Consider the following 17,234-nt stretch of genomic DNA (forward strand, 5'->3'; position numbering starts at 1 on the left):
ACCAGTTCCACAACTGAGAGAACTCCTATAATCAGGAGGATCACTACAGGGCCATATGATGAGTAAGAGAAAGGCATATTATAATAGTAAGTTACGCTTTTTAGACCAGTACCTGCTCTATTTGTTTAAAGCCATCACCAGGTTTAACATTTTCCCATAAAATGCGGTATACAGCGGCAGCAATAGGCATTTCGGCCTGCACCGTTTGATTAATATCATACATACATTTACAGGCGTTGTACCCCTCGGCTACCATATTCATTTCCAACTGGGTAGCCCTTACCGAATAGCCTTTCCCGATCATATTGCCAAAAGTGCGGTTACGGCTATAGAGGGAATAACAGGTCACCAGCAGATCGCCCAGGTACACCGAAGCCGAATAATTAGCCGCCTTACGGTGCGTAACAGGGTCTTCTTCATGAATACCTACTTCAATGTGCCGGATACCTACCTTTTTAAGAAAACCAGCCATCTCATCGGCACAATTGGCAATGAGTACACTGAGAAAATTATCGCCATATTCCAGTCCGTGGGCAATACCCGAACCCAGCGCATAAATATTCTTCAGGATAGCGGCATATTGTACCCCATACACATCATTATTTACGATCGTATTGATATACTCTGTTGTAAAATAAGTCGCTATTTCTTCTGTTATTGTTACATCCACCCCCGAAAAAGTCAGGTAAGACAACTTCTCTGCCGCCACTTCTTCCGCATGACAGGGGCCCATGACGGTAAAATAATCCGCCTGGGGCACATCATACTCATTGGCCAGGTAATCATTCAGCAACAGGTTATGCTGTGGTATAATGCCTTTTACAGCAGAAATGATCTTTTTGCCTTTGAAGGCGGCCTTATCCAAGGGCTGTAATGTATCCAGGATATAAGCAGAGGGTACTGCTATCAGGATACAATCACTGGCGGCTACTACGGCTGCCACATCTGTGCTGAGGGTTAATAAAGAAGTATCGAAATAAACAGAATGCAGGTAATGGGGATTGTGATGGCGCTGTTGCAGGTGCTTAATAATTGCCTCCTTACGTATATACCAATGAATGGGCTTCTTATTGTCGGTAAGGATCTTTGCCAATGCTGTTGCCCAGCTTCCGCTGCCGATAACACCAACTCTCATGAATCATTATTTGGCTCAAAAGTAAGAAAACGGGCGAAACGCACAAGGCTCAGACGAAAACGCCTGAGCCTTGGGTATCCTTTAGGTTAAAGGTGGGCCGCCCTGCAGTACGGCACTTTGCAGCGCGGCAGGGCGACTCACCTTAACCGCTATAGTTATTTCTTCTCTTCAAACAACTTATCAGCCGGCACCACCTTCACCTTCATCCCGTCTTTAAGGGTTTTGCTGATCACATTATAAGGAGCCGTCACGATCTCATCACCCTCTTTCAATCCGCCCAGCACTTCAATATAACCAATATCCTGTATACCGGTCCTTACCTTCACCCTCTTTACGGTGCCATTGGCCTGCAGCACAAACACCACTTCATCAAGATCACTTGACAAACCGGCTTTTGCCTGTTCCTGCATGCCTTCCTCTGGTTCTTTTTTATCCTTCTGGCTATTGGCTACCTTATCGGTCCCTTTTTCACGCGTAGTCACGGCATTCATAGCAGCCGCTATTACATTCGGCCGGGTGGTGGTTTGAATATCTGCGCTGGCATTCATACCGGGCCTGAAGATGAACTTCCTGGGTTTGGAAGGATCTATCAGGTCTTTATACGATTCCGGTAAAATGCGGATGTGCACCTTATAATTCGTCACATCATTTGAACTAGAAGTAGCCGCCGCACTGCCGGCTGTGGTATTGCTGGCGGCAATCTTGGTAACCAGCCCTTTGAATTTCCGGTTATTATAAGCATCAATTTCAATCAGCGCCGAATCGCCAAGGCTCACCTTCGGAATATCATTTTCGCCCACATCTACCTGAACTTCCATCACACTCATATCGGCAATGCGCATCATTTCGGTACCCGCCATCATAGAGTTACCTACTACGCGCTCGCCTTTCTTTACATTCATCAGCGATACCACGCCATCCATAGTAGCCACTACAGCCGTACGGCCAAGGTCTTTATCGGCTCTTTCCAGGCTGGCCTGGGCGCTGGCAATGGAAGCCTGGCCGCTGCGTATATTTTGCAGGGCGGCATTATAATTGGCTTTGGCAGTACGCAGGTTATTTTGAGCCTGCTCAAACTCAGCATCAGAGATCACTTTTTCGGCCAATAACTGCTTCTGGCGGTCATACGTACGTTGCGCCAGTTCCTGGGCCGATAGCAGACTTTCCAGTTGCGCTTTACTGTTCTCAACCGTTGCCTGTTGCTGATCTACCACCGCAGCGGCCTGGTTGCGCTGGGTAGAATAAATATCGGCATAGATCCTCGCCAGCACGGCGCCCTTCTTTACACTATCTCCCTCATCATACTTTAATTCCACGATCTCACCGGAGATGTCAGGACTGATCTTCACTTCAATTTCAGGATATACCTTACCGCTGGCATTAACGGTTTCAATAATCGTTCGTTTCGTTACTTTTTCTGTTGACACCTTCAAGCCTTCCTCCTTGCCGATAACGCCCTTCGATTTGAGGGCCACCAGCAGTATTACCACTACAACAAGGCCTAAAATAAGCCACCATATTTTTCTCTTCTTCATAATGCGAAAATTGGTTGTTTCTACTTAGTTAGTTTGACAGTTTGATCCCTTGTCCTTTATAAAATTCCAGGACTTTCATTTTGAAAACATAATCAAATTGTGCTGATGCCCTGTCCAGTTTGGCACGCGTCAGGTTATTCTGGCTGGTCAGCAGGTCAAAAGTATTGAGCAATCCCAGTTCATACCTTTTCACCGCAAAATCATATGTTTTTTGTGTGATCTCAACAGAGGTTTTGGAAGCATTGAACTTTTGCATGGCAGCAGAGGCACTGTAATAGGCCTTATAAATATCGTTCTTCAGTGTTTGATCGGTCAGTTCCTTGGTAACCTGCGCATTCTTCAGGTTCAGCTTTGACCGCTGGTAATTGAAGCGGGCTTGCCCTCCGCTAAGGATGGGAACTGATAAAGTAACGCCAAGACCCTGGCCAAAGTTACCATTGATCTGCGTTCCCCAGCCATCCCATATCTCGCTAAAAGACTTTTTGCTCGATACAGTACCAGTCGTGGGTATATATACAGGGTATTGCACAGAACCCGCGTCTGCACGCGCAATAGTATCGACGCCATTTATAAATTGCCTATAGCTTTTGGTAGGGTTGTTAAAGTTTGTCCCCAGGCTGCCGCCAACCGAAATAGTGGGATACAGTAAAGACTTGGAGGACTTTACTGAAGTAGCTAGTGATTGTATCCTTAATTCATTGGCCTTTTGTGCCGGCTGACTCTTCATAGCAATATCGAAAACAGCTTGGGGCTGCAACTGAAGAATAGGCTCTACCGGTATTTGCTCTACAGGAGGGCTGGTAATATCAAAAACAGCACCGGCATCCAGGTTCAGGGCTATCTTTAAAGTAAGTACTGCCTGGTCCACATTAGATACCGCGGTAATATAATTGGAACTGTCGGTAGCATATTGTCCTTCCAGGGTAAGGGCATCCAATTCAGGTACAGCGCCTGCTTCCACCTTCTTGCGGGTAAATTGTATCTGGCTCATCGTCTGCGCCATCTGCACTTTGGCAATATCCATTTGCTGGCGGGCCAGTAATACCTGCAGGTAGTAAGTGGCCACATTCAGGGCTACATCATTCTTGGCTTTTTCCACGTCCATACCGGCAGCATCATTGGCATAGCGGCTGGCCAGTATATTATTTTTGATACGGTTCCAGTTAAAAACAGTAATGCCGGCACTTGCACTAAAACTCTGGTATAGGGAGGAAACAGTGGTGTATGTGTTGGTAGTACGGTCAATAGAACGGCCCCATTGCATACCTGTACTGGTACTGAAATCCAGACTCGGATACTGACTCCATTGACTCTGCTTTAGGTCCACTTCGGCCAGCTCCGCCTGTATCTTACTTTGCTTAATAGTAATATTATTGGCCCAGGCGTATTCCACGCAACGCTGAAGGTCCCACTTGTCCTGGCTAAATACAGTACCAATAAATCCCAATTGCAGTAAAACAGGTAATAGAATTTTCCTTTTCATAGAACAAATCTGATTGTAATGAAGGAGGTGGCTAATAGTAAAAACTGCAAACGCTCAACTGTAACCACACAAAATACAGCATGCCCCCCAAAGCATAAAAAAATAATAGTTAAAACCGGCAATATCAGTGTTGAGAGGTGACACCTTTCGTTGGCATCGCCAGGGAAAGGTGTAACTAATCAAAAGCTCTTTCCTTTATATTGCAGCAAAAGCCTGTTCTATATCGGCCACCAGGTATTCCGCCTCTTCCAGCCCGATATAAAAGCGTATCATCCGGTGTTCCCTGTCGGCAGCATTAAAGTCTTCCGGCTGCAGGGAGGCGCAACGCGGAATGGCCAGGCTTTCATGGCCACCCCAGCTTACTGCCATGAGTATATGTCGCAATGATTCACAGAAGGTTACAATTTGCTCCATTTTTTCTGCTTTCATGACAATTGTCAGCAGGCCACAGGCGCCTGCCATCTGTGCTTTGGCCAGGTCATATTGGGAGAAATTGGGATCCAGGGGGAAAATAACTTCCTCTACAGCAGGGTGTTGCTTAAAATAGTCAATCACCTTCCGGGTGGTGCGGGAAATATGTTCCAGGCGCAGGGGTAGGGTGCGCAGGCCCCTGATCAGCAGCCAGGCATTGAAAGGAGATACCCCATTGCCCATATTCAGCAGCTCATTGTCGAAGATCTTTTTCATCATCGTACGGGTGCCGGTCAGTACCCCGGCCACCACATCACTATGCCCGCCGATATACTTGGTAGCCGACTGCAACACCATATCAATGCCCATTTCAATGGGCCGCTGGTAAAGCGGGGTGCAATAACTATTGTCGCAGATCGTCACAATACCTTCCGCCCGGGCCAGCTCGGCCACCGCCCGCAGGTCCTGCAGGGCAAAATCCCAGCTATTGGGCGATTCCAGGTAGATAACCTTTGTATTGGGCAGGATGGCCCTTTCAAAATTCTCAATCTGTGTGCCGTCCACATACGTCGTGGCCACACCAAAGCGGGGCAGCACATTGTCAAACATCTTTTGCGCCCAGGTATAGGGCTTATTAACAGACACGATATGGTCGCCCGATTGTATATTGGCAAACACGGAGGCGAAAATAGCCGAAGAGCCGCTGTTGAATACCAGGCAATCTTCTGCCCCGTCCAGTGCAGCCAGCTTCTTGCGCAGGATATCAATCGTAGGGTTCAGTCCCCGGCTGTACAGGTAATTACTGTACTCATCTTCAAAAACCTTACGCAGCTCATCCACCTTCTTGAAGGCGAAATTGCTGGTTTGCATAATAGGCGGCGCTATGGCCCGGAAGTACTGCTCCCTTTCCTCCCCCAACTCGTTGAGGATATATGACAGATCATAATCAGACATCATCTAAGTATCAGTTTTCGATAGGTTATTTTTCCGCGTTAAAAAATACAACAACATAAAGCCCGCCAGTACCGATATACCAATCAAAGCGGTCATAGGCTTATTAATAGCAACGCTAATACATACAAAGATATAGGCAGCAATAAAAATGATGGGCTGCAGCGGGTACAACTTCATGGAATAAATGCCCGTTCCGTTCAGGTGCTTGGTGCGTTTGCGCAACATAAAAATGGAACCGGCCGACAGCGCCATGCCAAAGCAATCCAGGAAAATGGTAAAGCTTAATATCTCATCAAAGGTCTTGGCAAAGAACAATACGATGATACAAACAATGGAAAAGACGGTCAGGGAAGTGATCACCACTTCTTTTTTGGCCGACTTCTTTTTAAACACAGCGGGCAATACGCCATCTTCACTCATGGCAAACATGACACGGGGGTTGCTCATCAACTGCACATTCACATAGGCCAGTACAGAGAGGAATAACAGGCCCGAAAATACATTGGCGCCTTCCTGGCCCAGTAACTTGAAGGCTATTACAGAGGCGATTTCATTGGTATTCTTGAGGTTTTCAAATCCAACTATTTTATAATAACTATAGTTCACTGCCAGGTACAGGATAATGATGGCCGTAATGCCAATAAAAATACCCCGGGGAATATTACGCGAGGCATTATTCACCTCATGGCCAAAATTGATGGTTTGCTGGTACCCGCCATACGTGAAGGACACCGCCACCAGGCTCATGCCGAAGGATTTTATATACTGGTCCCAGGTAGCTTCGGGGTGCGCAGCCATGGCTGCCGTATTATCATGGTACAGGACCGGGAAGAACAAAGCCGCGATCAGCATCACCACCATACTGATCTTAATTACCATTAATATATTCTGGGTCTTCGCACTCATGCGAAGCCCCAGCAGGTTCACCCCATAAAAAATGACAATGCCCACTGTGGCGATCAATACTTTGGTCAGGTCCGACACCGGGCCGGCAAACATTACTTTACTGATGTAGCCGGCGCCGATGAGCGCCACGCCCGACAGTGAGCCTGCATTGGAAACAAGAATAATACAGTTGATGGAAAAAGCCAGGGAGGGGTGATAAGCATAAGAGAAGATACGGTAATAGCCGCCGGTAGCAGGGTGTCTTGAACCAATCTCTGCATAGGTGAGGGCGCCGCAAAGCGCCACCAGGCCACCTACTATCCAGGCCGTAAAGAAAACACCGGGGGTTAAAGCATCCTTTGCCGAGTTCGAAGCAGTTCTGAAAATGCCCATTCCGATCACCAGTCCAATAACGATCATGGTGAGGTCGAACAAGCTTAGTTTGGACTTCATTCGTGGAAGATAAAGAAAAGTAGCTATTTTCTTATTTTTACACCAATGAAACATATCCTGCTTATCCTGTTGACCAGCCTTTTGGTCAATGGCCTGCATGCCCAACAAACAGCCTCTGATGATACAGCCAAAGCATTACAACCTGTCATTGTCAAAGCCTATGAACAAAACCGCCAGTTGAAAGAAGTTTCAGGCGCCATCAACTTCATCGGCAAATCACAGCTTGAACGCTTCAACAATACCAGCCTGCTCCCGGCCCTGAATACCACACCCGGCGTGCACATGGAAGAACGTTCGCCTGGCAGTTTCCGCCTCAATGTAAGGGGTAGCACCATCCGCTCTCCCTTTGGGGTGCGCAACGTGAAGGTGTACTGGAATGGCATCCCCTTCACCGATCCGGGCGGCAGCACTTACCTCAACCAGCTCAGCTATTACAATGTAAATTCTATCGAAGTGATCAAAGGCCCTGCCGGCAGCCTGTATGGAGCAGGCACCGGCGGTGCGGTATTGATCAACAGCCAGCCCGATCAATGGACAAAAGGCGTGGACGTTGGTTACCTGTACGGCAGTTACAACCTCCACAACCTGCATGCACAGGTGCGGGTAGGTAGTGAAGAGAACCGCAATACTTTCGGCTATACCCATCAAACCAGTGATGGCTACCGCGATCATACCAATATGCGGCGTGATGTAGCAACCTGGGAAACGAGGCTGAAAATAAATAACCGCCAGACCCTGCAGGCCAGTGTGCTGTATGGCGACCTGTACTATGAAACGCCCGGCGGCCTCACCCTCACTGAATACAACAATAATCCCCGCGGCGCCCGCCCCAATGCCGATGCCTTACAGACAGCCATTTATCAGAAAACATTCCTGGCAGGATTGACGCACACGTACCAGCTAACTGACCGGCTCGATAACAGTTCTGTGGTATATGGCGCTTTTTCGCTGATCAGGAACCCTACCTTCCGCAACTATGAAAAAAGATCAGAGCCCCATTTTGGTGGCCGCACGCTCTTTAACTGGTTGCATGACCTGAATGGCACGCAACTTAAAGTATCGTGGGGAGCCGAAGCGCAACGTGGTTTCTTTAATACCAAAACCTTTCAGAATAAACAGGGCCGTCCCGATACCCTACTGACCGATGATGATATTGATAGCTGGATCTACTCCCTGTTCACACAAGCCAGCCTGCGCTTTCCCGGCGACTGGAATGTAGATGCAGGCATCAGCTTCAACAAATCATCCATTACCATTACCCGTCTTTCTGTGCCCTCTTTCGTTCCCGTAAAAAGGACCTATAGCAATGAATGGGCGCCACGGCTGGCTGTTTCCAAGAAGATCATCCCGGAGTTATTATTATATGCCAGTGTAGCCAAAGGTTTCTCCCCGCCCACCACACAGGAAGTATTGCCTTCCACATCGGTTATCAGTACCGGACTGAATGCAGAACAGGGCGTGAATTATGAAGCCGGTATCAAAAGCAGTTGGCTGCAGCAAAGGCTGTATGTAGAGGTGAATGCTTTTATTTACCGCCTGCAAAATGCCATTGTACTACGGCGCGATAGTAGCAATGCCGATTATTTTGTGAATGCAGGCTCTACCAAACAAAGGGGTATTGAATCGCAGGCTTATTACCAGTTAATCCCGGGCAGGAAAGGTTTTATATCCAATGCACGTTTATGGGTAAGCCATACTTACAGCCATTTCCGCTACAAGGACTTTAAACAGGGCGCTACCGATTTCTCCCGTAAGCAATTGCCCAGTGTGGCGCCCCATACCCTCACTGCCGGACTGGATGTAAGTACCCGGCCGGGATTGTATGCCAACCTCACCTGGTATTACAGCGATCCCATTGCCCTGAATGATGCCAATACAGTAATCGCTTCTTCCTACCAGCTTAGTGGCGGACGCATCGGCTGGCGCACCCGTCTGTGCAAGGGTATCGCTGCCGATATCTTTGCCGGCGCCGACAACCTGTTCGACGTACGCTATAGCCTGGGCAATGATATTAATGCCGCCGCCAACCGGTATTACAATACCGCAGCAGGCGCCAACTATTTTGGCGGCATCAACCTGCAATTTATTACTGCCAGATAACCTGGATATCAACCATTTAAGAGGTAATTCTTTAGAAACTCAGAGGTGACATCTTTCCTCCTGCTTTGCGGGACGAAAGATGCCACCTCTCTCTTTTTTAGCTCATTTCTCCTGTTAAGGTAGTAACATCCTTCGATCAAGGTCCTGCGATTATAGGGTATTCTTTAGGTTTTCCTGAGGTTATCCTGGGGTAATCTTCAGGTAAAAAGCCCAGGAAAACCCTAAGAAAACCCTAGGATGACCCTAAGATGACCCTAGGATGGGAGGTACTTGATAGGTACATGGTAGGTACTTAAAGCCAGGCATCTTACCAGGACAATCCTGCCAGGCATCTCCCAGGAAACTCCCATAAAACCAGGGTAAACCCTTACATTTGCCGCGTAATTGGTTTCCGCTCCCGTTCAAGACGGGACTGGATGAAAAGGGAAACCGGTGTAAATCCGGTGCTATCCCCGTAGCTGTAAGTTTCGCAAAACTGTTCATTCTTCGTACCACTGTCCCATAAGGAGGACGGGAAGGTGTTGAACAGGGAAACAAGTCAGAAGACCTGCCAGTTATCAGCAATAACATCGACGAGCTTTCGGGTGAAAAGCCGGGATGAAACAGTCTTACTGCAGAAGACATTTCATTTCTGTTTGTATTCATTTTTTCCGAAGGCTCATAGTTCATCACACAAACAAACTATGAGCATGACAAGAAGGTTACTCACATTATCGGCCCTGCTGGCAGCCATGTATACGCAGGCACAGGACTCAACAAACGCTAAATCGCTGGACCAGGTAGTCATCACGGCTACCAAATACCCGGTTAAACTCAGTGAAACGGGTAAAGTAGTGACGGTTATTGGCCGTGAGCAAATTGAACGCAGCAGCGGCAAAAGCCTCGCACAGGTTTTAACAGAACAAACCGGCATCATTGTCAATGGCGCCAACAGCAACCCCGGTAAGGACAAATCCATTTTCTTACGGGGCGCTTCCAATGATTATACATTGATCTTACTGGATGGTATTCCTGTCAATGATCCCTCCGGATCGGGCGGTGCATTTGACCTCCGGCTGTTTCCCGTAGAACAAATTGACCACATTGAAATACTGAAAGGCAGCCAGTCTACCCTATATGGTTCAGATGCGGTAGCCGGTGTGATCAATATCATTACAAAGAAAAAAGGCACTAAAGCGATCGGCTTCAATGGCGGCGCTACGTATGGCAGCTTTAACACCTTTACCGGTGATGCAGGTGTGAGCGGCCACACCAAGGTGGTGGATTACAACATCAACTATAGCTATACCAATACAGATGGTATTTCAGAAGCTGTAGACACTACCGGTAAAGCAGCTTTTGATAAAGATGGTTTTACCAGGCAAAGTGTACAGGCTAATCTCGCCTTCCGGGTAAACGATAAGATAAAAATAGCGCCTTACTACAGGTATAGCCACTACAAAGGCGATTTTGATGCAGATGCTTTTACAGATGGTACCAATACGTTCCGTTCTTTGCTGAATAATACAGGCGCCATTGCTACGATAGCCCTGCCCAAAGGCACCATCACGGCCAATTATGGTTATTCCTATTCCAAAAGGAATTATGTTACAGGTTTCGGCTCTTCTTTCTTCCGTGGAAAATTCCATAGCGGCGATGTATACCTTACCCAGGCATTGAACGGCCAGGTAAAAATGCTGGCAGGCGTTAACTACCAAAGCTACCAGTTGCTGGATACTACCCTGGAAAAGAAGAACCCCGAAACATCCATCATCAGCCCTTATCTCTCTTTCTTTATACAAAGCGATAATGGCCTTCACGTAGAAGTGGGCGGAAGGTATAACCGTCATTCAGAATTTGGCAGCCATTTTACTTATAGTTTCAATACTTCCTACCTGATCAACCAGGAGGTGAAAGTCTTTGCCAATATATCAAGCGGCTTCAAAGCGCCCACTGTATTTGAGTTATTCGGCCCCACTTTTTATGGCAGCAATCCTAAACTGAAGCCTGAACAATCAACCAATATTGAAGCAGGCGTACAGTTACAAACATGGCAACATAAACTGCAACTGACAGCTACCGGTTTTTACAGGGATATTAAGGACCTGATCGCGTATGTAGGCAACCAGTCTATTAATATTGACGAACAGAAAGATAAAGGCGCTGAACTGGAGGTAACCGTAACACCGGATGAAAAGTGGAGCATCAAGGCATCTTATACTTATGTAACCGGTAATATTTATCAAACCCGCAGCGGTAAAGATACCAGCTACTATAACCTGCTGCGCAGGCCAAAGAGCACTATAGTGGCCAGCGTTGGTTACCAGGCAACCAAACAACTGTACATCAGTATTGCCGCCCAAAGTCTGGGTAAAAGGACCGACCTGTTCTTTGAATCAGTGCCCCCTTACGGTACTATCCCTGTTAACCTGAAAGCTTATACTTTGCTGAATGCTTATGCAGAATATAAATTACTGGATAATAAGGTAAGGCTGTTTGTGGATGCCAAAAACCTCACCGATGCCAGTTATACAGAAGTGTATGGTTATAATACACCAGGTATTAACATACAGGGAGGATTCAGGATTAATTTATAATTTTAAGTTCCTTTTATAAATTATACTTATGTCATTGTCAACATTTAGCCCGAGGAATGCAGTATTACTGCTCATTATTGTAGTGATAGCCACTTTGCGCCTGTTATCTTTTATTGATATGGGCCCATTGACCTATTTTACACCGCTGGGTGCGATGGCTTTATTTGGCGCTGCTTATTTCAGCGGCCACGTAAAACCTTACCTGTTTCCCCTGCTCACCCTGTTTATCAGTGACCTGATATTGTCTTTCACCCTGTTTGCAGAATTCCGGACCGGTTTGCTGTACAGTGGTTGGTATTGGACTTATCTGGCTTTCGCCCTGATGACAGTGGCCGGCAAGCTGATCCTGAAAAAGGTAACCATTACAAGGATCATCCTGGCAACTATCACTGCGACCCTCATTCACTGGCTGGTAAGTGATATTGGCGCCTGTGTGGTAGAGAACAAGCTCACGCTGCCTTTCTACCTCAACCGCCTCGTTACTGCCATTCCGTATGAGCTGAGGTTCCTGGGCGGCACTGCTTTTTTCAGTGCTGTTATGTTTGGCATATTTGAACTGGCACAGAAGAAGTATACCTTTTTGAAGCCTGTCAAGGCTAATAACTAATGGCCCCGCCGGGAGGCGGGACGGGTGGCAAGTGGAGGCTTTTGTACAGCCCTGCTCGCCACTCGTTTTTTTAACCTGCCTCTTCTGTTTAAAAAGACTATTTCTGTTCATCCTATAATCATACTGATATGGTCGCCTGCTCCTTCCTCCCCGCCGCTACACAAATGATCTATGATATGAACCTGCAACACCTGTTGCACGGTATTACCTTTGAATGCCCTTCCGTGGCACTGGCCGAAAAAAGCAAAGTGGTACGTTGTGTGCTGGAAGGGAAACATTACAGCAGTATTGAAATAGACCGCATCTTTTCGGCTTCCAAAGCGCAGGGCAAAAGCCTGTATTACGTGGATGAGGTACTGCTGCAATCCATTCAACCGGATGTGATCTTCACCCAGGATGTATGTGAAGTATGCCAGATAGATACGGCCTGCACAGCAGCAGCCGTGTCCAAACTGGAAAAGCAGCCCCAACTGCTGCCGCTCACCCCCAATAACCTGCAGGATGTGTTTGGCACGGCCATTACCATTGCTGCAGCACTGGGCCATGAAGAAGCAGCTTATTCCTATCTCGCTGCCTTACAGAAAAGAATTGATGCCATTATAGATGCCTTACGCGCCCACAAAGCGCCCCCAAAAAGAGTCATGGTGATGGAATGGGTAGAACCCATTTACAATTGTGGTCACTGGATTCCCTACCAGATAGCTTATGCGGGCGGCATTGATATGTTGTCCAATCCCGGTGGCGACAGTATTGTAACGCCTTGGGAAAAGATCGTGCGGTACAACCCGGAAGTGCTGGTGATAGCACCCTGCGGCTTTACCATTGAACGTACGGCCGAAGAACTGCACCTGCTCACGAACAAGGCAGAATGGAATCAACTGGCAGCAGTACAGCAAGAGGCGGTGTACACCGCCGATTATGACCTGTTTACCCAGCCCAGTGCCGGCACGCTCACAGATGGTATTGAAATACTGGCGGCCATGTTCCACCCCGATCTCTTTACCGTACCTGCCCACCTGCAACACAAATGTTCCTCCCTCTTTAAAACAAACGCCTATGTGCAAGCATGAACAAAAAAGCTGTCCCCGCTGCCGGCAGGCCTTTGAATGCAAAGTAGGCGATGTGCTCCAATGCCAGTGCTTCGGCATTCAATTTACCGAGGAAGAGAAAACTTTTATAGAAGGCCGCTACAGCGATTGCCTGTGCAGGAATTGCTTACTGGAACTGAAACAACGTTCCGTTTTGTTTACAGAGAAATATTCACTGGATGCCAATAAGTAATGCCTCCCCCCGTATTGTATTTATTACCGGCGGGGCGCGTAGCGGTAAAAGCCGTTATGCACAGGACCTGGCCCTACAACTGAGCCCGGCGCCGGTATACGTGGCTACTGCCCGTAAGTGGGATGAGGATTTCCAGCAACGCATTAAACGCCACCAGGATGACCGTGATGAGCGCTGGACGGCTGTGGAAGAAGAAAAACACATCAGCCGGCTCGACCTCACCAATAAGGTAGCCGTTATAGATTGCGTTACCCTCTGGCTCACTAATTTCTTTATTGATAACAAGTATGATATTGACCAATGCCTGGCAGCCTGCAAGCAGGAGATTAACCAGTTGCAGCAACAGGCAGGCACTTTCATCATCATCAGTAATGAGATCGGTATGGGCGTACATGCCGAAACGGAGATTGGCCGCAAGTTTACCGACCTGCAGGGTTGGGTGAATCAATATATTGCTTCAGTAGCCGACAAAGTAGTGTTCATGGTGAGTGGCATACCGATGGAGATAAAGAATGTACATGGATAAGATCAAGGCATATATGAACTGGAGCGGAGGCAAGGACTCTTCCCTGTGCCTGCATAAGATACTGCAGGATGACCTTTACAGCATTGACAGCCTGCTTACCAGTGTAAATGCTGCGCATAACCGCATTTCTATGCACGGTGTGCGCAGGGAATTATTGAATGCACAGGCAGCCTCTATTGGACTGCCGCTGCATACGATAGAACTGCCGGAGCAACCCGGCATGCAGGAATATGAGCAGGCCATGCTGCAACAGGTAACCACCCTGAAAGCAACAGGCTATACAAAAGCCGTATTTGGTGATATTTTCCTGGAAGACCTGAAGGTGTACCGGGAGCAAAAGCTGGCCACCGTGGATATGCAATGTGTGTTCCCCTTATGGAAGATACCTACGCAGGACCTGATGCGGGAGTTTCTTGATGGGGGATTCAAGGCTATTATTGTATGTGTGAATGAGAAGTTCCTCGACAAGAGCTTCTGTGGGCGATTGATTGATGAATCCTTTGTGCGCGACCTGCCGGCCAACGTGGATGTATGCGGCGAGAATGGGGAATACCATTCGTTTGTCTTTGACGGGCCTATATTCAACCATCCCATTCCCTATACCAAAGGAGAAATCGTGTACAGGCGCTACGAAGCGCCGCAAACGACTGATAATTCCTGTAATCCCATGGACCAACCGTCCACCTATGGATTTTACTTTTGTGATTTATTAATGCCATGACAACAAATACTATTACCACCTCCTTACAGGAGCAGCTACAACATAAGATCAATAACAAGACAAAACCACCAGGCTCACTGGGCATACTGGAAGAGATTGCCCTGCGGGTGGGATTGATACAGGAAACCATCTCGCCGGTGATCAGCCTTCCGCATATTGTTGTTTTTGCAGGCGATCACGGCATTGCCAAAACCGGCCTGGTGAATCCTTATCCGCAGGAAGTCACCGCCCAGATGGTATTGAACTTCCTGAATGGGGGCGCTGCTATCAATGTGTTTTGCCGCCAGCACCATATTACCTTACAGGTAGTGGATGCCGGGGTGAACCATGAGCTCATTCCTCCTTCCTCGCAGCTTAAAGTAAAGGGCGGCGAAGTTTTTCTCGATGCTAAGATGGGATACGGTACGGGCAATTACCTCGAGGGGCCTGCCATGAGTGAGCAGGCTGCCCTGGCAGCTATTGAAAAGGGAAAGGCTGTTGTAAAGACCATTGCCGGTAAAGGCTGTAATTGCATTGGCTTTGGAGAAATGGGTATTGGCAATACCTCTTCGGCATCCCTGCTCATGAGCGCTGTTACCGGCATACCGGTAGCCGATTGTGTGGGCCGGGGCACGGGTGTTAATGATGCACAATTAGAAATCAAGATAAGCACGCTGGAACAGGTGCATGCCTTACACCAGTTGCACCTGCTCCATGATCAGCCGGTTGCTTTATTGTCGAGAGCAGGCGGCTTTGAGATCGCTATGATGGCGGGCGCTTACCTCGAAGCAGCAGAGCAGAAGATGGTCATCGTGGTGGATGGGTTCATTGCTTCGGCCGCTTTATTGATAGCGCAACTGATCAACCCCTCCCTGTTGACATATTGTCTCTTTGCCCACACCAGTGGTGAGCGCGGGCATGAAAAGATGTTGCAGCACCTGCAGGCAAAAACAATGCTGCACCTTGGTATGCGGCTGGGAGAAGGTACCGGTGCGGCATTGGCCATTCCTTTAATACAATCTGCCGTTAAATTCCTGCAGGAAATGGCATCATTCGAATCGGCCGGCGTGTCGAATAAGGAGTAATATGAAAAAAGAGATACGCATATTCTTTACGGCATTGATGTTCCTGACGCGCCTGCCGGTGCCAAAGTTTACCGATCACTCGCCCGAATACCTGGAGAAGTCGGCCAGGTACTTCCCACTCATAGGTTGGATCGTTGCCGCCATCAGCGGCCTCACCTTCCTGGTATTCAACAAATATGTGAGTGAGGATATCGCCATACTGGCTTCCATTATTGCCGGTATTTTCACCACCGGCGCTTTTCACGAAGATGGTTTTGCTGATGTATGTGATGCTTTTGGCGGCGGCTGGACAAAAGAGAAAATACTGGCCATCATGAAAGACAGTCGCCTGGGCACCTATGGTGTTACGGGTCTTATTGGCATATTGGCAGCTAAATTCCTGCTGCTGAAAGAGCTGCCCAAGTTTACACCCGATCTTATTGATCCCTCCCTCAATATCTTCCTCAACTATAAGAACTTTTTACTGGTGCTGGTAGCAGCGCACGCCATCAGCCGGTTGATGGGCGTGCTCACCATTTATTTTTTTGAGTACGTGACCGACCTGGATGGCAGCAAATCCAAACCGGTTACCAGCAGCAAACCTTCAATAGTTACTTTATTGATCGCCGCGCTTTTTGCCCTGCTGCCTTTTGCTTTCTTAAGCTGGCATTTTGCATTGGCAATCATTCCTGTAGTGCTGATCGCTTATCGCCTGGCCGGCTACTTTAAAAAATGGATCGGCGGCTATACCGGCGATTGCCTGGGCGCCATTCAACAGGTAAGCGAATTAACCTTCTATCTTGGAGTATTGATTGTTTGGCGATACATTATTTGATTGGGGGTCCCTATTCTGAATTCTGGATTCTGGATTCTTCCGTATTATTGCGTCATGAGCATTTATGTGATCCGCCATACCACACCACTGATTGAAAAGGGCATTTGTTATGGTCAGGCTGATATTGACGTTACAGAGCAATTCGAAGAAGAGGCTGGCATTATCCGTCAATACCTTCCGCCCGATCTGCAACAGGTCTATTCCAGTCCGCTGCAGCGGTGCAGGAAGCTGGCAGCGCATTTATTCCCGGAACATCGTATTCAACTGGACCATGACCTGAAAGAGATCAATTGCGGGGAATGGGAATTGCTGCACTGGGATGATATTCCGCGGGAAGTGATTGACCCCTGGATGAGTGATTATGTGAATGTGTGTATACCGGGCGGCGAAAGTTATGTGCACCTGTATGAGCGGGTGACCCGTTGTTTTGATACGGTAGCAGCCACCGGCCAGGAAGCGGCGATCGTTACCCATGGCGGCGTGATCAGGAGTATACTGGCCCATATTACTGGTACCTCCCTGCTCAATTCCTTCGCCGCTTTTTCACTGCATTATGGCTGTGTGGTAAAGATTGACCGGCAGGAAAATGGCCTTGTTTATGAAATGCTGTCCAATATCAGTACCGGTAAGGAGCAGCATAAGCCGAGTTATAAATAGTACCTTGTACGATCATTTGCCAGCATAAACCG

The 17,234-nt window shown here is 47.9% G+C and carries 15 protein-coding genes and 1 riboswitch; of the genes, 10 read left to right on the top strand and 5 right to left on the bottom strand.

Going from position 1 to position 17,234, the window contains the following annotated elements; genetic code table 11:
• Window positions 1-100: 100 nt before the first annotated feature.
• From HB364_RS02590 to HB364_RS02610, 5 genes are all read right to left on the bottom strand, one after another.
• Window positions 101-1,135: an NAD(P)H-dependent glycerol-3-phosphate dehydrogenase gene (locus HB364_RS02590; protein ID WP_167286335.1), complete on the bottom strand. Its 1,035-nt coding sequence runs from the start codon at window positions 1,133-1,135 to the stop codon at window positions 101-103.
• Window positions 1,136-1,290: 155 nt separating this feature from the next.
• Window positions 1,291-2,670 (bottom strand): efflux RND transporter periplasmic adaptor subunit, encoded by a 1,380-nt coding sequence (locus tag HB364_RS02595; protein ID WP_167286336.1) that lies wholly within the window; start codon window positions 2,668-2,670, stop codon window positions 1,291-1,293.
• Between the two features lie 28 nt (window positions 2,671-2,698).
• Window positions 2,699-4,153 carry a TolC family protein gene (locus tag HB364_RS02600; RefSeq protein WP_167286337.1) on the bottom strand — a complete coding sequence of 485 codons (1,455 nt, stop codon included), beginning with the start codon at window positions 4,151-4,153 and terminating at the stop codon, window positions 2,699-2,701.
• Window positions 4,154-4,348: 195 nt separating this feature from the next.
• Window positions 4,349-5,521: a trans-sulfuration enzyme family protein gene (locus tag HB364_RS02605; RefSeq protein ID WP_246228289.1), complete on the bottom strand. Its 1,173-nt coding sequence runs from the start codon at window positions 5,519-5,521 to the stop codon at window positions 4,349-4,351.
• Entirely contained in the window at window positions 5,522-6,856 is a 1,335-nt protein-coding gene (locus HB364_RS02610; protein ID WP_167286338.1) for an APC family permease, read from the bottom strand.
• A gap of 45 nt (window positions 6,857-6,901) precedes the next feature.
• Here HB364_RS02610 and HB364_RS02615 point away from each other — a divergent pair, with 45 nt between their 5' ends.
• From HB364_RS02615 to cobC, 10 genes are all read left to right on the top strand, one after another.
• Entirely contained in the window at window positions 6,902-8,956 is a 2,055-nt protein-coding gene (locus HB364_RS02615) for a TonB-dependent receptor (protein WP_167286339.1), read from the top strand.
• A gap of 368 nt (window positions 8,957-9,324) precedes the next feature.
• Window positions 9,325-9,525: riboswitch (cobalamin riboswitch) on the top strand.
• A gap of 120 nt (window positions 9,526-9,645) precedes the next feature.
• On the top strand, window positions 9,646-11,532 hold the full coding sequence (locus HB364_RS02620; protein ID WP_167286340.1) for a TonB-dependent receptor plug domain-containing protein: 1,887 nt from the start codon (window positions 9,646-9,648) through the stop codon (window positions 11,530-11,532).
• Window positions 11,533-11,560: 28 nt separating this feature from the next.
• The gene (locus HB364_RS02625; protein WP_167286341.1) at window positions 11,561-12,139 is read left to right on the top strand and encodes a DUF6580 family putative transport protein; all 579 of its coding nucleotides are present in this window, start codon (window positions 11,561-11,563) and stop codon (window positions 12,137-12,139) included.
• A 128-nt stretch (window positions 12,140-12,267) separates the two neighbouring features.
• Window positions 12,268-13,209 carry an ABC transporter substrate-binding protein gene (locus HB364_RS02630; protein ID WP_167286342.1) on the top strand — a complete coding sequence of 314 codons (942 nt, stop codon included), beginning with the start codon at window positions 12,268-12,270 and terminating at the stop codon, window positions 13,207-13,209.
• Window positions 13,196-13,420, top strand: coding sequence for a cysteine-rich CWC family protein (locus tag HB364_RS02635; protein ID WP_167286343.1), 225 nt, complete (start codon window positions 13,196-13,198; stop codon window positions 13,418-13,420). Before HB364_RS02630 ends, HB364_RS02635 begins: the two co-directional genes overlap by 14 nt.
• Window positions 13,407-13,946 (top strand): bifunctional adenosylcobinamide kinase/adenosylcobinamide-phosphate guanylyltransferase, encoded by a 540-nt coding sequence (gene cobU, locus HB364_RS02640; protein WP_167286344.1) that lies wholly within the window; start codon window positions 13,407-13,409, stop codon window positions 13,944-13,946. The genes HB364_RS02635 and cobU overlap by 14 nt, the downstream gene beginning before the upstream one ends.
• Window positions 13,939-14,667: a Dph6-related ATP pyrophosphatase gene (locus HB364_RS02645; protein WP_246228290.1), complete on the top strand. Its 729-nt coding sequence runs from the start codon at window positions 13,939-13,941 to the stop codon at window positions 14,665-14,667. The genes cobU and HB364_RS02645 overlap by 8 nt, the downstream gene beginning before the upstream one ends.
• On the top strand, window positions 14,664-15,731 hold the full coding sequence (gene cobT / locus HB364_RS02650; RefSeq protein WP_167286345.1) for a nicotinate-nucleotide--dimethylbenzimidazole phosphoribosyltransferase: 1,068 nt from the start codon (window positions 14,664-14,666) through the stop codon (window positions 15,729-15,731). The genes HB364_RS02645 and cobT overlap by 4 nt, the downstream gene beginning before the upstream one ends.
• A gap of 1 nt (window position 15,732) precedes the next feature.
• A complete protein-coding gene (locus HB364_RS02655; protein ID WP_167286346.1) occupies window positions 15,733-16,545 on the top strand; it encodes an adenosylcobinamide-GDP ribazoletransferase in 813 nt (270 codons plus the stop codon).
• Between the two features lie 54 nt (window positions 16,546-16,599).
• Window positions 16,600-17,202, top strand: a complete 603-nt coding sequence (gene cobC / locus HB364_RS02660; RefSeq protein WP_167286347.1) for an alpha-ribazole phosphatase — start codon at window positions 16,600-16,602, stop codon at window positions 17,200-17,202.
• The last annotated feature ends 32 nt before the right edge of the window (window positions 17,203-17,234 follow it).

Source organism: Paraflavitalea devenefica, assembly GCF_011759375.1.
Classification (GTDB): domain Bacteria; phylum Bacteroidota; class Bacteroidia; order Chitinophagales; family Chitinophagaceae; genus Paraflavitalea; species Paraflavitalea devenefica.

Excerpts from the sequence above, each read along its gene's own strand:
- HB364_RS02615 (WP_167286339.1), top strand. The coding sequence starts at position 6,902 with ATGAAACATATCCTGCTTATCCTGTTGACCAGCCTTTTGGTCAATGGC.
- HB364_RS02645 (WP_246228290.1), top strand. The coding sequence starts at position 13,939 with ATGGATAAGATCAAGGCATATATGAACTGGAGCGGAGGCAAGGACTCT.
- HB364_RS02600 (WP_167286337.1), bottom strand. The coding sequence starts at position 4,153 with ATGAAAAGGAAAATTCTATTACCTGTTTTACTGCAATTGGGATTTATT.
- HB364_RS02590 (WP_167286335.1), bottom strand. The coding sequence starts at position 1,135 with ATGAGAGTTGGTGTTATCGGCAGCGGAAGCTGGGCAACAGCATTGGCA.
- HB364_RS02620 (WP_167286340.1), top strand. The coding sequence starts at position 9,646 with ATGACAAGAAGGTTACTCACATTATCGGCCCTGCTGGCAGCCATGTAT.
- HB364_RS02655 (WP_167286346.1), top strand. The coding sequence starts at position 15,733 with ATGAAAAAAGAGATACGCATATTCTTTACGGCATTGATGTTCCTGACG.
- HB364_RS02635 (WP_167286343.1), top strand. The coding sequence starts at position 13,196 with ATGTGCAAGCATGAACAAAAAAGCTGTCCCCGCTGCCGGCAGGCCTTT.
- HB364_RS02625 (WP_167286341.1), top strand. The coding sequence starts at position 11,561 with ATGTCATTGTCAACATTTAGCCCGAGGAATGCAGTATTACTGCTCATT.
- HB364_RS02605 (WP_246228289.1), bottom strand. The coding sequence starts at position 5,521 with ATGATGTCTGATTATGATCTGTCATATATCCTCAACGAGTTGGGGGAG.
- HB364_RS02610 (WP_167286338.1), bottom strand. The coding sequence starts at position 6,856 with ATGAAGTCCAAACTAAGCTTGTTCGACCTCACCATGATCGTTATTGGA.
- cobT (WP_167286345.1), top strand. The coding sequence starts at position 14,664 with ATGACAACAAATACTATTACCACCTCCTTACAGGAGCAGCTACAACAT.
- cobU (WP_167286344.1), top strand. The coding sequence starts at position 13,407 with ATGCCAATAAGTAATGCCTCCCCCCGTATTGTATTTATTACCGGCGGG.
- HB364_RS02630 (WP_167286342.1), top strand. The coding sequence starts at position 12,268 with ATGGTCGCCTGCTCCTTCCTCCCCGCCGCTACACAAATGATCTATGAT.
- HB364_RS02595 (WP_167286336.1), bottom strand. The coding sequence starts at position 2,670 with ATGAAGAAGAGAAAAATATGGTGGCTTATTTTAGGCCTTGTTGTAGTG.
- cobC (WP_167286347.1), top strand. The coding sequence starts at position 16,600 with ATGAGCATTTATGTGATCCGCCATACCACACCACTGATTGAAAAGGGC.